The 13,853-nt window shown below is 46.4% G+C and carries 14 protein-coding genes and 3 pseudogenes; 8 read left to right on the top strand and 9 right to left on the bottom strand.

The window, feature by feature from the left end:
* Positions 1–32: 32 nt before the first annotated feature.
* The 3 genes and pseudogenes from D3222_RS22175 to D3222_RS26280 all read right to left on the bottom strand — a co-directional run.
* Positions 33–794: pseudogene (locus tag D3222_RS22175) on the bottom strand (type VI secretion system Vgr family protein); the annotation flags it as partial.
* Positions 795–972: 178 nt separating this feature from the next.
* A pseudogene (locus tag D3222_RS22170) lies at positions 973–1,107 on the bottom strand (type VI secretion system tube protein Hcp); the annotation flags it as partial.
* A gap of 49 nt (positions 1,108–1,156) precedes the next feature.
* The gene (locus tag D3222_RS26280; protein WP_232832629.1) at positions 1,157–2,110 is read right to left on the bottom strand and encodes an OmpA family protein; all 954 of its coding nucleotides are present in this window, start codon (positions 2,108–2,110) and stop codon (positions 1,157–1,159) included.
* Positions 2,111–2,142: 32 nt separating this feature from the next.
* Here D3222_RS26280 and D3222_RS26275 point away from each other — a divergent pair, with 32 nt between their 5' ends.
* Positions 2,143–2,508, top strand: coding sequence for a hypothetical protein (locus D3222_RS26275; RefSeq protein WP_232832628.1), 366 nt, complete (start codon positions 2,143–2,145; stop codon positions 2,506–2,508).
* Positions 2,509–2,714: 206 nt separating this feature from the next.
* On the opposite strand, the gene D3222_RS26270 is transcribed toward D3222_RS26275, so the two are convergent.
* From D3222_RS26270 to D3222_RS26525, 5 genes and pseudogenes are all read right to left on the bottom strand, one after another.
* Positions 2,715–2,861, bottom strand: coding sequence for a hypothetical protein (locus D3222_RS26270; protein WP_232832627.1), 147 nt, complete (start codon positions 2,859–2,861; stop codon positions 2,715–2,717).
* 28 nt (positions 2,862–2,889) lie between these two features.
* On the bottom strand, positions 2,890–3,555 hold the full coding sequence (tssL, locus tag D3222_RS22160; RefSeq protein ID WP_118988045.1) for a type VI secretion system protein TssL, short form: 666 nt from the start codon (positions 3,553–3,555) through the stop codon (positions 2,890–2,892).
* Entirely contained in the window at positions 3,552–4,901 is a 1,350-nt protein-coding gene (gene tssK, locus D3222_RS22155; protein ID WP_118988044.1) for a type VI secretion system baseplate subunit TssK, read from the bottom strand. Before tssK ends, tssL begins: the two co-directional genes overlap by 4 nt.
* Positions 4,902–5,062: 161 nt before the next feature.
* Positions 5,063–5,170 (bottom strand): annotated as a pseudogene (locus tag D3222_RS26265) (type VI secretion system contractile sheath small subunit); the annotation flags it as partial.
* 41 nt (positions 5,171–5,211) lie between these two features.
* A complete protein-coding gene (locus D3222_RS26525; protein ID WP_255417046.1) occupies positions 5,212–5,343 on the bottom strand; it encodes a hypothetical protein in 132 nt (43 codons plus the stop codon).
* 633 nt (positions 5,344–5,976) lie between these two features.
* On the opposite strand from D3222_RS26525, the gene D3222_RS25235 reads away from it, so the two are divergent.
* From D3222_RS25235 to res, 4 genes are all read left to right on the top strand, one after another.
* Positions 5,977–6,114 carry a hypothetical protein gene (locus D3222_RS25235; RefSeq protein WP_157975404.1) on the top strand — a complete coding sequence of 46 codons (138 nt, stop codon included), beginning with the start codon at positions 5,977–5,979 and terminating at the stop codon, positions 6,112–6,114.
* 118 nt (positions 6,115–6,232) lie between these two features.
* Positions 6,233–7,159: a DNA replication terminus site-binding protein gene (gene tus, locus D3222_RS22145; RefSeq protein ID WP_118988043.1), complete on the top strand. Its 927-nt coding sequence runs from the start codon at positions 6,233–6,235 to the stop codon at positions 7,157–7,159.
* A 73-nt stretch (positions 7,160–7,232) separates the two neighbouring features.
* Positions 7,233–7,679, top strand: coding sequence for a type II toxin-antitoxin system antitoxin Xre (gene xre / locus D3222_RS22140; protein ID WP_118988042.1), 447 nt, complete (start codon positions 7,233–7,235; stop codon positions 7,677–7,679).
* The gene (gene res / locus D3222_RS22135) at positions 7,676–8,146 is read left to right on the top strand and encodes a type II toxin-antitoxin system NAD+ phosphorylase toxin Res (RefSeq protein ID WP_118988041.1); all 471 of its coding nucleotides are present in this window, start codon (positions 7,676–7,678) and stop codon (positions 8,144–8,146) included. Before xre ends, res begins: the two co-directional genes overlap by 4 nt.
* Before the next feature lie 67 nt (positions 8,147–8,213).
* On the opposite strand, the gene fumC is transcribed toward res, so the two are convergent.
* The gene (fumC, locus tag D3222_RS22130) at positions 8,214–9,608 is read right to left on the bottom strand and encodes a class II fumarate hydratase (protein WP_118988040.1); all 1,395 of its coding nucleotides are present in this window, start codon (positions 9,606–9,608) and stop codon (positions 8,214–8,216) included.
* Between the two features lie 179 nt (positions 9,609–9,787).
* Here fumC and manA point away from each other — a divergent pair, with 179 nt between their 5' ends.
* The 3 genes from manA to add all read left to right on the top strand — a co-directional run bounded on the left by manA (position 9,788) and on the right by add (position 13,728).
* Complete coding sequence (manA, locus tag D3222_RS22125; RefSeq protein WP_118988039.1) at positions 9,788–10,960, top strand: mannose-6-phosphate isomerase; 1,173 nt, start codon at positions 9,788–9,790, stop codon at positions 10,958–10,960.
* Between the two features lie 139 nt (positions 10,961–11,099).
* Positions 11,100–12,650 (top strand): YdgA family protein, encoded by a 1,551-nt coding sequence (locus D3222_RS22120; protein ID WP_118988038.1) that lies wholly within the window; start codon positions 11,100–11,102, stop codon positions 12,648–12,650.
* Between the two features lie 76 nt (positions 12,651–12,726).
* Positions 12,727–13,728: an adenosine deaminase gene (add, locus tag D3222_RS22115; RefSeq protein ID WP_118988037.1), complete on the top strand. Its 1,002-nt coding sequence runs from the start codon at positions 12,727–12,729 to the stop codon at positions 13,726–13,728.
* Positions 13,729–13,853: the final 125 nt, after the last annotated feature.

The raw sequence follows: 13,853 nt of genomic DNA, 5'->3' as shown, positions 1-13,853 counted from the left end.
CGTCGGCAGCGTCAGTTGTATATAAGCGACAGGTTGTAATCCCGGGTCAACACCTTCCCCTCGACTACCTGATGCGCGGTTTCCATGCCCCACACCGCGTCTTCCTCCCCGCCGTGCATGCCTGACGGCGAGCGGGCCGGCATATGGACATTAAACTGGTAGTGGCGCTGCTTGTCGTAAAATTCCACCACGTCAATGTTCAGCCGCTCGTCCGCGGTCAGTTTGTACCAGATCCCCACTTCCGCCAGCAGTCGCTGTATAAAACGCAGGTCATCCTCGTCGTATTGCATCACCTGCTCCCGCTTCGGGTAGGGGTACGCCAGGGTGAATAAGAAATCCTGCCCGCGAAAACCGTGCCGTTCACGCAGGATTTTTTCCACGATTTCCGGCACCGACATCTTCTGATAAATCGCGGACTGGCGGCTTCTCGACAACAGGGCCAGCCGAGGTTCCAGGGTGACTTCATAACGGCTTTCGTCATGCGAGGTGGACAACAGCTTAAATCCGCTAATCACCCCGTAGATCGTGCGCAACGGGGCGGGCGGTATCACCGGCATGCCCCGCATCCCCGGATTAATCGCCGGCGACGTCAAGGTAAACGCGGCGTCCCGCATGAGCATCCGCGCCGGTTCGATATCCTTCACCGGGCTGGTGAATTCAATGGCGTAACGAAAAGGCCGGCTTAAAAACTCCTGCCCGCTAAACGCCACGACATCCAGCGGCGCGGTATTCTTGCGCACGTTCAGTTTGTAGCGGCTGTGATCAAAGATGATCGCCGGTGTTGCGTTGTTCATGTTTTCTCCTGTGTGCTTCCTGATCGCTTCAGGTACGCTACCGCCCATAGCCGGATACCGAGGCCCATAAGGTCATGATCTGTTCTGTTTCTGCGGGTTTTCATTGCGGGCCTATGACACCCGCTATCATGTAAAAAAGAAAAAACGGCAGACGGGTTAACCCCGTCCGCCCTTCACGTTACGCGGTCGAACGTTCACTCCAGGCATCGGAGTGAATGATGTTGCCGTCTTTGTACGTCCAGGTGATTTTCTCGTAGCGGAACTCCACACGTTCCAGATGGTTGTGCTTCTCTTTGGCCGGATCTTTGATGTCGGCACCGCCGTCATCTTTCAACCATAAATAAGCGGGGATCGCCATAATATTACTTCTGTTGTTGTTGATGTAATGTCGCCTGTATCGGCGACGTTGGTGAAAAAACGGACACATGTTGCGGTCGCTGACAGGCGACTGCATGGGGTATCAGATGGATTTCAACCCTGCGGTTGGCCGCTCGCCCCGCCGCGGTGGTGTTGGAAGCGATCGGCTGCGTTGCGCCCTCGCCTTGTACGACGACACACGCGGGTGGTATATCACTGGTATGTAAGATCCAGTCGCGTACCGCGTCTGCCCGCGCCAGTGACAGCGCCTGGTTTTTCACGGCATCGCCGGTAGAGTCGGTATGGCCGGTGATCATAATCAGCCAGCCCGGTTTAGCGCGGATGTCGATCAGCGCGTTGATTAACACTTTGGTCGAACCGGCTTTCAGTTTCGCCTGCCCCACATCAAACAGGGCCAGGCTATTCAGGCGGATTGTCTGTGGTACCGAAGGCGTCACCGGTTTTTTCACCGGAGGGGCAACGGGGTAACCCGCCAGAATAGCCTGCAACGGTAAACGTAACCGTTCGCCCTGATACAGCCCTAATCCCAGACGCCACGGCACACCGTCACGGTAATACCCTTCAAGCTGTCTGGCATCGGCCCGCAGGACTGCCACTGACTGGGGTTGGTCCCCCTCGGTCATGGCAACAGCAGAGTCGGGCCGCAAGTCATGCTCCACCCGACGCAATAACTGTCGGTTATGCCAGGCTGAACACCCCAACGCCGTCACCCCGGCCAACAAAAATAGCCCCAATGCCCAGCTTTGTGCCCGCTGGACGGGCGTCAGTACCGTGCCCACCGGCAACAGGCGTAATACCCGGTCGGGGAAAGGCAGTGCTGGAACAGGCGCTTCCGTCTCCGGCAAGGTAAGCGGGTCGCCCGCCCCCTTTAGCGCAGTTCGGATTTGCCACCATTGTTGCCATACGTGGCCGGTTAACCGATGAGGTAACGTCGGCACAAACGTCAGCACCATGGCCAGTGGCGAACAAGGTGGCAGCCCCACCTCCGGCGTCAGACAAGCCGGGAGGACGTATTCCTTCATCCAGTCCGCCCAGCCGGTCAGTTCAACCCCGCGCTGAAAACGTGCCATCTGTTCTGCCACCGTGCCGTGCCTCAGCCAGTCCGCTAACGGCTGAAAAGCGGCTTTCTCACGCCAGACCGTCACGGTGGGGTGTCCCGCCAGCCACTCAAACCACGGCGGATCGGGTTGTTGCGCCGCCCCGGCTAAGTAACCCGCCAGCAGTAACGGCAGAGGGATACGCTGGCGCACTTGGGCCAACTGCCAACGTAGCTCTCGCACCCGGCCGGCCAGGACTGCCGCATCGCAGTATTGCTGCGGGTTTATTATCGCCATAACGCTCAACTGCCCACCCCAGGAGGGCCGGACAGCCAGTAGACTGTCCACCGCGTCAGACAGCGACATCCCGGACGGTAAGCTCAACCAGCAGCCCTGGGGGGTCTGACGTAGCCATTCATCACCAAACAGGCTGTCCTGAACGTCACTGTACACCAGCACCACCGGATGACGGTCGTGTTCCGGGGGCAGCAATGCCGACAGGCTGTCATCGGCTACTGTCAACCGGCGGCGTCCGGTATAAATTCCCCCTGCCAGCGTGAAGAGCACGATAATAACCCCGCCCACCCATTGGCCTGCGGACGATAAAGGCAGCCATATCAGACAGAGCAACAATGCCAGCCCGGCGCCCCATCCCCACAGCAACCGCTGCAATATGATACTCATCGTATTGGCCCCGGTAACAATGTCGCCAAATATTGACTCAATCCCCACCAAACCCCCGCCAGCAACAGCACTGTCACGACCAGCCGGCGACTCATCACACGTCGCAAGCCACCGGACCGGGGCACCGGGCCCAACAGGGGTAACGGTGCCGAGCTCAATGGTGCCACCTGCTCACTTAAGCGGGTGATCAGTTGTTCACGAACCCGGGGCGTCTCTTCCCGACCATCGCCTTCGAACCCCAGCAGCAGCACCCGATGGAAACAGGTCAGCACTGCCTTATCCGGTGCGGATTCATGCAATACCGTGCGGATCCGCGCATACAATTGGTCACCCGCCTCAGCGGTATCAAAGAAATGTAGCTGCAACGAGGTGGCACGCCAGGCGGTATACCCTTCATCCGGCTCTCGCTTTCGCTTCAATATGGTTTCATCCAGCAGAGCACACAGGGCATAACTGATGTGCGCTATCGCGGACTCACTGAGGCCGGCATCACGCAGCCCCTGCTGTACCCGTTCTATTTCGTCGATACAATGTCGCCATACCGTGTCGCCCTGCTCCACAGCCACCCCCTGGCACAATGCCGTCACTAGCAGATAACAGTTTTGCAGCAGGCTATCGATATCCGGTTGCGATTTTTGAGTGGGTAAATGTAATGTGTTCATGACCGCAGTACCGCAAACAGTTCAAGTTGAATATCGCCCAGTATGCCGGGCACGTAAAAGGCACAGGTTTCCGCGGCCAGCATAGCTTTGGCGGCCGGATGGGTCAGGTCGAGAGCAAAATATTGATTCTCCAGCCGTAACGGGACCGCTGCCGGCACATGACTGAGAGCCACTAAAGGAATCCCCGTCAGCGCTCGGTTGATCATCCGGTCAACCTCATCTGGTGCCCCAGCTTTACACAACAGCGGAAACCGGGTTTGTAACTGATGCGCCGGCATTGATGAACGAACGGAGAGATAAAAATCCGCGGCTTCACGCAGGCGGGCATCATGTAAGGTCGCCAGCCACTGCTGTTCTCCCGATTTCGTCAGTTCAATCGCGACCATCCGCGATGGCAGACTGGCTTCGAACAACTTACTCAACAAATCAAACAACGGCGGGAACACCGCAGTCAGGTTATCGTGCTGATAACGGGGGATCACCCCAGTGTCATGGTCCAGCGAGAAGGTCAGCAAACTGCCCGCCAGTTTTACTGTTTCACGGTAGAACAGTTCGGGATGCACATCTGCGTGCGCAAAAAAATCACTCAGTACCGGCTCATAACTGTTCAGCGCATTGAGCAGCCAGAATAACGAGACATCGGCTACCGCAAAATCCGCCATCCGCTCATTACTTTCACGGCGCATCCCCATCAACCGGGTCTGTTTGGCCCGCAGCTGGGTCAGCAACCGGTCAAGCCGGTTCATCAACCCAGTATGGGCACCAACACGCAGTAATGGCGGCACAAATTGCGTATCGAAGGCCCAGTTACCCTGGGCGTCACGCAATAAACGGGCGACGGGACAGGTGAGATATTGGCCGTTTTCCATCCCGTCAAAACGCAGCGACACGGCATAACGGGCCACCGCCATGGATTCACTGAGGTCACTGAATTCGTCCTGTACCGGGACCCACGCCTGCTGGTAGCGTACCGGGCGGTCAGCTTGTTCATCCGGTTTAAGACAATTCCCCCCGTTAGCATAAGTTTGTGGCAAGGCCAATAACACTGTGGCCTGTTGCGTATCGGTCGGCAGAACAGCGGTCAGTTCCAGCGCCGGCGGCAATCGATCGGCCCGATCGGTATCTACCAGCGAACCATCGGCAAAACGCACACACAAGTGATCCGCTTTTAGCTGTCCCAGAGCCAATGCCTCTTTATCAAACGCAGCGGTCAGCACGCCCCAGGGATGCACCAGCCCCAAACGGGCGATACAGTCGTTAGTATAGGCTTCCCAGCGGGCCTGCTGCTGAAACTGTTGTGGCGACAAAATGGTCCCCGTCACCCAGAGCGGGCGTGAAATTTTCATGATGTTTACCCTTTGGCTTCCTGAAAATGCGGCACTGCATACAACCTGATCCGGAAGAACCCCGGATTGTCATCAATATCTTCAATAATCCCCCGCGCTTCACGTAGCGGATGAGAAGCCTGCAATGCCCGCAGTAGGGGAATTTGGCGGGCGACGTGCTCTAATAATTTCAGTGGCAACTCGACTTTTTTCCGCTCCCCGCCAGTGTGTAAATCTAATTTGATATTAATACGTGATTTAGGGATTTCGTTTTGAAAACTCTGTGCCACAAGCGGCTCCTCAATAATAAAAAAGAACTCTATAACCTGAGTCAGGTCATAATAAATTTCAGGAAGGTAAAACCGGTTTCAGGTATTTCAGGACAGGCAGTTAACCGAGCAGAAAATAAGAGAACACCGACAAGACCACCACCATAAATAAAGATATTTACCGGGCAGGCCATTTCCTAACCAGGGTGATTTTCTAAACTGTCTTTTAAAAAAGCAAGACATTTTTTTAAAAAAAGCACTTTTTGTTTGGTGTTTATCAGAGAGAAAACTCGCCAAAGGGGATAAACAACAGACAATATATTAACAAAACCTAAACGAGATGATATTTTATGAAAAAAAGATAGTATTTATTTTCATAAAGTGATAGCGACTTATCTGTTTTATTATCATCAGGGTAATTCAGCGCGATAGAGATCGGTTATATTTTTTTAAATTTATACTATTTTTCAATTAACTAAATAATCAATAAATCATGCTTGATGGGATGGGTAAAAAAGAGAATGGTTATCAATCATATTATGCGAATGAGAATACATGTAATTAAGCAACGTCATATCGATTATATTATGGGATAACTTATTTATTAATTATAGCTTTTATAGAATAGATAAGTATGAAAATGAAAAAATCCTATCCTGTGAGATAAAACCGGGATATTTTTTTGATGATGGATACGATGATTTATTTTCGGGTATACAATCATAATAACGCTCTCTGGTTTCTCTATCCGGAAATCATTTTGCAGTATTAAGCTCAATGCTGAAGAGAAGGAATAAGCGCCCCGGAAAGATGGAGGCGGCCAGACTGTGATCGTACAGTTCACACCTGGCTCAGTGATGTCGTTACGTGCACAGTTTCAAATGCTAGGAGAAGATGCAGTAAATCAAATCTCACCCTCTTCTACCCTTATTGCGCAAACTGGGGCTGTTATGTATGAAGTCTGATGGATATTTTTTTGTGTTGTTGGCATGTGGTTTGTGTTTTAAATGCAATTTTTGAGTTCAATATTTTTGTTTTTTGTTTTATAATAAAAAGTATGTTGTAACTAAAAGTGTTATTCAAATGAGTAAATATTTATCAATCGAAGATTTGAATAGTTGTTTCCAAAAACAAGAAAGTAAGTTGAAACAACTGTATGAACAGTTTCATAGCTATTCTTTGTTGGCCGCTCATGTGTTCGTTCTGCCTGATATAGAAAAAGGCAATGAACATGATCCTTTAACAGAAATAATCGTTAATGAAATGACAAGTAATGACGCTCTAAATTTAGGTTTAAGTCATTACCAGAAGCTATTTATATATCACAATACTCAAAATATCAGCAGCAAAGCTGCCGTTCGTCTTCCTGGTGTATTATGTTTTTCTATCAATCAACAACAGTATCGTTCCGCTTTACTTTTGATTGACGAAATTAATAAGTTGAAAGCAGAACTTGAACATATCGTAACTGTGCAATCAGGGGTGGATAAAGAGCAACGGTTTGAATTTGTTCATAGTCAGTTACATGGGTTGATAACTTTAAATGCCTACAGAACCATCACTCCCCTTCTCAATCCCGATTCAGTTCGCTTTGGTTGGGCAAATAAAAACATCATCAATAAAGTAACAAAAGATCAAATTCTGCAACGTTTGGAGAAAAGTTATAACTCTGGGCGTGCGGTTTCCCCCTATTCTCGTGAACAATGGGCAGCATTAGTCGCCAAAGAAATTATCGATATAAAAAAATTACCTGATGATGTGGCCTTAAAAATCAAGCGCCCAGTAAAAGTACAGCCTATTGCACGAGTCTGGTATGCGGAACAACAAAAACAGGTGCAATATGCTTGTCCCCTGCCAATAATCGCGTTTTATGTTAACTATGGCGATAATCAACCAAAGATAGGTAGACTTGCCAACTACGATGCCAATGCCATAGTGCATCGTTATAAACCCAAAGCCAAACCACTGGAGTTGATTATCCCCAGGCTACATTTATATCGTGAGATTTAATGCATGGTTGCTTATTTGACCCAATATAGCCAATTGTCTATTATAATAATGACAAATGACCAAAGAGGTGCTTATGCGAGTTTTTACACCAAGCCACAAAGTCCAAAGTAACCCACTTTGGCGAACAATTGGTTTCCCATCAAACAGCGGGCCACATTTAAATGCAATATTAAATGAAGGGTTACCAATCACTATAGTTGATAAAATACAAAATTGGTCAACATTTGGTAAAGGGGATATTCTGCGGATCGCAGGTATCCAAATACGCAACTATTCAAGACGCTGCTCAGGTAAAGGTAAATTTACTGCTGACGAAAGTCAGCGCATTGCCCGGTTTGTACGTGTCATGGACCATGCGGTAGATTTATTTAACGGTGACAAAGATAAAGCAGCTCAATGGATGAAACGCCCTATCCGGGGTTTAGGATACGTAACGCCTGAATCGATGCTCAATACAGAAAGTGGAGCGCTAGATGTGATAAATCTCATAGGCAGAATTGAGCACGGAATTGTATCGTGATCCTATACCGGCTTACCCGCTCAAAGTATGTCGAATCAGCATGGAGCGGCACAGGAGCAAAGTTATATGGAGGCCGCTGGCACAATATAGGAAGACCGGCGGTCTATGTAGCCACTTCTGTTTCTCTTGCTGTGCTGGAAGTACTTGTTCATGTCGGAGACGATGAACTTCTCACTGATTTTGCTCTGTTAAGTATCAACATCCCAGAAAATCAAATTGATATTTTAAACATTGATACATTACCTCCTGATTGGAATGATCCCGTACCCTCTACTTGCACAATGGAAATAGGCAGTGAATGGTTCGAGGTTAGTCATTCTATTGGCCTGATGGTCCCCTCCGCCATCGTTCCCTACGAAAATAATGTCATTCTGAATCCTATGGCGAAAGATTTTCATAAGTATATAAACACGGTTAAACGCCTGGATTTTGGCATCGATTCCCGTTTAGTAAAGACAAAAAAATAATTTAAAGATCGAGAAACAAAAAACCGGAGCATTCGTCTCCGGTCAATTTTTCATGGCTAAAGAATAATTACTTCAAGCTACCAACCATATCTTCTGGACGAACCCACTCATCAAACTCTGCTTCGGTCAGATAACCCAATTTCATCGCCGATTGTTTTAATGTTAGCCCTTCTTTATGAGCTTTCTTAGCAATTTCCGCGGCTTTGTCATAACCGATATGTGTATTCAGCGCCGTTACCAGCATCAGAGATTCATTCAGCAATTGAGTAATGCGATCGCGGTTAGGTTCGATACCGACTGCACAATGTTCATTGAAGCTGCGCATACCATCAGCCAGCAAACGAATGGATTGCAGGAAGTTATCAATCACCATTGGGCGGAACACGTTTAGCTCAAAATTGCCAGATGCCCCACCAATATTAATCGCAACATCATTACCCATCACCTGAGCACAAAGCATCGTTACCGCTTCACACTGAGTTGGATTAACCTTACCTGGCATGATTGAACTGCCCGGTTCATTTTCTGGAATTGAAATTTCACCAATACCACAGCGAGGGCCGGAAGCCAACCAACGAACATCGTTTGCAATCTTCATCATGGATGCAGCCAAACCTTTTAATGCTCCATGAGAATGAACCAAAGCATCACAAGTCGCCAGGGCTTCAAATTTATTTGGTGCAGTAACAAACGGATGGCCAGTCAATTCAGCCAGTTTCTTAGCAACACGAACAGCATATTCAGGATGAGTATTTAAACCGGTGCCAACCGCGGTTCCCCCTAATGCCAGTTCACCAACATGAGGGATACTGTCTTCAATATGTTTCAGGTTATGCGTTAACATTGCTACCCAACCAGAAATTTCCTGCCCAAGGGTCAATGGTGTCGCATCTTGCAGGTGGGTACGACCAATTTTAACGATATCCTTATAAGCTTCAGCTTTATCAGCCAGTGTTTTTTGTAATATTTTCAGATCAGGAATAAGATGCTCACGCAGCGCGATAACAGCGGCAACATGCATTGCGGTTGGGAAAACGTCGTTAGAGCTTTGGCTCTTATTAACATCATCGTTAGGATGGATAAGGCGTTCGTTACCCTTCACCCCACCAAGGATCTCGCTACCACGGTTCGCCAACACTTCATTCATGTTCATGTTACTTTGTGTTCCAGAACCGGTCTGCCAGATAGCAAGAGGAAATTCTGTCGGATGTTTACCTTCCAGCACCTCTTTCGCAGCAGCAATAATTGCTTCACCACGCTCTTGCGGCAGAAGACCTAAATCCATATTGACACTGGCCGCAGCCTGTTTAGTCAATGCCAAAGCATGAATTAATGCAACCGGCATTTTCTCCTGCGAAATGCGAAAATGCTCAAGTGAACGTTGAGTTTGCGCTCCCCACAATTGGTCAGCAGGTACTTCGATAGGCCCCATTGAGTCTTTTTCAATGCGAGTGGCTGCCATTACTATCTCTCCTTAACACACAGAATAATCGAATATGCATAATCGGTCTTTGCAGATAAACTGATTAACATTCTGTTATCATGCCACATATTAGTTCCTGATTATGCCAACCAAGTCGTATTTATCGTATTGTGGTAGAAAGGAAATAGATTGATTTTTTTAAAAAGAGAGTAACGGCCATGTTGAAGTTGATAAATCAGATCCAGCACTATTCATGGGGAAGCAAAACCGCCCTGACGGATATTTATGGTGTTGAAAATCCAGATAATCTGCCAATGGCTGAATTATGGATGGGTGCCCATCCTAAAAGCAGTTCAATTGTCGCCAATCCTATAACGGGAAAACCGGTTGCCTTAAATGAATTAATAGCCAGTGATCCGGAAAAATATCTAGGGAAAGAAATTTCAGACAGATTTCACCGGTTGCCTTTCCTATTTAAGGTATTGTGCGCCGCTCAACCTCTTTCAATTCAGGTTCATCCTGATAAAAAATCCGCAGAAGAGGGTTTTGCCAAAGAGAATATCGCCGATATTCCGTTGGATTCCCCGGAAAGAAATTACAAAGATGATAACCATAAGCCCGAATTGGTTTATGCCCTTACCCCTTTCCGGGCAATGAATGGGTTCCGTCCATTAAACGAAATCGCGCAATTACTGGAATTTGTTATTGCGGCCCATCCCAAGATTCCGTTCTTTATTCAGACACCAAATGAACAGAATCTTGCCTGCTTATTTTCCCAATTACTGCATATGAGTGGTAAACAAAAGCAGTTAGCTCTTGGCGTATTGAAATCAGCATTGAATAGTCGGCTCGGAGAACCTTGGGATTCCATCAAAAAAATGACGGCGTTTTACCCTGACGACAATGGCCTATTTATTCCACTTTTACTTAATGTCATCGAACTTAAACCCGGTCAAGCCATGTTTCTATGCGCCCGCACGCCCCACGCTTATCTGGAAGGCGTTGCTCTTGAAGTGATGGCAAATTCAGATAATGTCCTACGAGCGGGCTTAACCAACAAATATATTGATATTCCTGAGCTAATGGCAAACCTAGACTTTGCTTCAAAACCAACAAACACCTTATTTACGCCACCAAAACAGGAAAAAACAGCTAAAAACTTCCCTATTCCAGTGGATGATTTTGCATTTTCTATTTATTCTCTATCAGAACAGTCAATTACGCTTGATAACAATTCAGCATCGATTGTTTTTTGTGTTGAAGGTCAAACAGTTATACAATCTGGCGAATACCAATTGAGAATTTTCCCAGGTGAGTCAGTATTCATATCTGCTGCCGAAAAGGCTGTGATAATTCACGGTGATGGTTTTACCGCCCGGGTTTTTAATTAATAATACCAATTTGGGCCTAAAACTTATTCACAGGCGCTGTTAAGCACGACTTAAACTCCAAGCTGTGTTAACGGCCATTTTTATACCAAGAGAATGCATATTACCTGCAAAATATGCATTAAAAGGATGGATTTGCATTATGAAAAAATCGTTAGTGGCAGTAGGCATTATTGTTGCCTTGGGAGCAGCCTGGACTGGAGCTTCATGGTATACAGGTAAACAGATTGAACAACGTATAGATCAATCTATTTCCCGCGCCAATGCCGAGATGAAAAAAGCCTTCCCTGAAACAGATCTGATGCTACAGAGTAAAGATTTCCACCGTGGCGTGTTCAGTTCTGATGTCCGTATTGTTCTGACAATTAAAGATGGCGTTAAAAACGCAGAAATCAAACCAGGTGAAGAGATTTCAATTAAGTCTGTGATTGATCACGGCCCTTTCCCGCTTGCACAAGTGAAAAAATTAACCTTAATTCCTAGCATAGCTTCCGTTCATTCCGAACTGGAAAATAATGGATCTTTAAAACCATTGTTTGAAATCACTAAAGGAAAATCGCTGCTCACTTCTGATTCACGTGTCAGTTATAGTGGTTCTGTTATTTCCGATGTTGATATCATTCCGGTCGATTTTGAAAAAAATGGTGCTAAGTTCAATTTTTCCGGTGCCAAACTGACTTCCGATCTCAGCCATGATCTGAAAGAGATATCACTGGCAATCAAGAGTGACCAGTTAGCCATCAATAAAAATGACGAAAATTTCCTTGTCAAAGGTATTGATTTAAACCTAGCCAATAAAAAAGGCAAATTTGATATCTATATTGGCGATCAAAGCGTCAAAATTCAAGAAATCAGCCTAAAAGGCATCGGCAATGAAGATATAATGCTTTCCGGTATTAAAATAGATTCAAATATCGGTGAAGATGAAACTAATCTGAAAGGGAAAATCACTTATAGTTTAGATGGTCTCAAACTGAAAAATATTGATTTTGGTTCTGGTAAGTTTGTAATTACCGCAGATCGTCTGGACGGTGAAGCTATGCGTAAATTTACTCAAGCTTACAATGATGCCACAGCCAAATCACTCTCTTCTAGTGATCTCTCTTCCGATGCGGCAAACACAGAGATTGTTGACGCGGTATTTTCTAACCTGCCTATTTTACTGAAAAACAATCCACAATTTGGTATTGAGCCATTAACCTGGAAGAATGCCAAAGGTGAAAGCACCATTAATTACCAAGTAGGTTTGAAAAACTTGCCGAAAGATAAAAGTAGCTTGTCTTCAATGAAAACAGAAGAAGCTATTCGCACTTTAATTCATAACATGTCTCTGAATATCACATTACCAGAACCTATGATGATTGAGCTCGCCACTCAGTCAATGATAATGAATGGTGTGGATAAAGCAAAAGCTGAACATAATGCTGAACAACAGATAAAACAGTTTGAACAATTAGGACAACTGTTTAAAATTACCACGGTTGATAAAGATGCTATCAGCATTAAATTTAACTATGCAGACGGTAATGTAGAAATAAACGGTAAAAAAATGTCCTTACATCAGTTCATGTCTGAATACGGTTTATCCGACCCTTCTGATGATGGTGAAGCGCCAGAGCAAATAGTGCCAGAAAGCGATACCCACGACAGTGGAAAGGTAAAAGCAGAAGGTACTGTGCAACCAGCGCAATAAAACGCGCCCATAAACGTTTTGTTAAATTGCCAGTCAACATATTTGACTGGCTTTTTTTATAGAAAAGGACCGGAATATGATTGATATACAGCTCCCACTGACAGATTTACACCGCCATCTCGATGGAAATATCCGGCCGGAGACTATCTTAGATCTTGCCAACCAGCATAATATTCAGCTTCCAGCAAATGATCTGGAATCACTACGCCCTCACGTACAAATTATTGAAAATGAACCGAGCTTGGTAAGCTTTTTACAAAAACTTGATTGGGGGGTGGCGGTACTCGCTGATTTGGACGCTTGTCGTCGCGTTGCTATCGAGAACGTTGAAGATGCCATCAATTCTGGGCTCGACTATGCTGAATTACGTTTTTCCCCTTATTACATGGCGATGAACCACAAATTGCCGGTTGAAGGGGTCGTCGAAGCGATTATTGATGGTATCCATTCTGCCCGTCAAAATAACGATATCGACATTCGTCTTATCGGAATTTTAAGCAGAACTTTTGGTGAACAAGCCTGTACTCAGGAATTAGCTAGTCTGCTAGCTCACCGCCAACATATTACGGCCTTGGATCTGGCAGGTGACGAGTTAGGTTTTCCCGGCCCTCTTTTTCAATCTCATTTTACCAAAGCCCGTGATGCTGGATGGCATATAACCATCCATGCCGGCGAAGCTGCTGGCGCTGAAAGTATTTGGCAAGCCATTAAGGAATTAGGCGCCACTCGTATTGGTCATGGAGTAAAAGCCATTACCGATCCCGTATTGATGAATTATTTGGTTGAAAACCGGATTGGTATTGAAGCCTGTTTAACCTCAAACCTTCAAACCAGCACCGTTAATTGTTTATTGGACCATCCACTGAAACAATTTCTGGAAAAAGGCATTCTTGCCTCTATTAATACAGATGATCCGGCAGTTGAAGGCATCGATATCCGCCATGAATATGAAGTTGCCGCCCCCGCCGCGGGTTTATCTATTGCTCAAATTCGCCAGGCTCAGATAAATGGGCTGGAAACCGCGTTTATCAGTGACGCAGAAAAACAGGCATTACGGGTGAAAGTAGCAAATCGTTAAATGTAAACAGTTCAGGAATGGGGATTCCATTCCTGAATATAGTTATTACTTGAAATATAATCGATCCAATAGAGTCTATTCTGATTTTTTGGATAATTCCTTGCATTAATTGCCATTCATTACTC

This window comes from Photorhabdus sp. CRCIA-P01, from assembly GCF_003545805.1.
GTDB classification, from domain to species: domain Bacteria; phylum Pseudomonadota; class Gammaproteobacteria; order Enterobacterales; family Enterobacteriaceae; genus Photorhabdus; species Photorhabdus antumapuensis.
The sequence above is the reverse complement of the archived record's forward strand: the minus strand, read 5'-3'. Positions and strand labels throughout refer to the sequence as shown.

Coding starts and splice junctions, on each gene's coding strand:
- tssL (WP_118988045.1), bottom strand. CDS start 3,555: ATGAACACATTACATTTACCCACTCAAAAATCGCAACCGGATATCGAT.
- tus (WP_118988043.1), top strand. CDS start 6,233: ATGAGTAAATATTTATCAATCGAAGATTTGAATAGTTGTTTCCAAAAA.
- D3222_RS26525 (WP_255417046.1), bottom strand. CDS start 5,343: ATGGCCTGCCCGGTAAATATCTTTATTTATGGTGGTGGTCTTGTCGGT.
- fumC (WP_118988040.1), bottom strand. CDS start 9,608: ATGGCAGCCACTCGCATTGAAAAAGACTCAATGGGGCCTATCGAAGTA.
- D3222_RS22120 (WP_118988038.1), top strand. CDS start 11,100: ATGAAAAAATCGTTAGTGGCAGTAGGCATTATTGTTGCCTTGGGAGCA.
- D3222_RS26270 (WP_232832627.1), bottom strand. CDS start 2,861: ATGGGGCGCCGGGCTGGCATTGTTGCTCTGTCTGATATGGCTGCCTTT.
- manA (WP_118988039.1), top strand. CDS start 9,788: ATGTTGAAGTTGATAAATCAGATCCAGCACTATTCATGGGGAAGCAAA.
- tssK (WP_118988044.1), bottom strand. CDS start 4,901: ATGAAAATTTCACGCCCGCTCTGGGTGACGGGGACCATTTTGTCGCCA.
- add (WP_118988037.1), top strand. CDS start 12,727: ATGATTGATATACAGCTCCCACTGACAGATTTACACCGCCATCTCGAT.
- xre (WP_118988042.1), top strand. CDS start 7,233: ATGCGAGTTTTTACACCAAGCCACAAAGTCCAAAGTAACCCACTTTGG.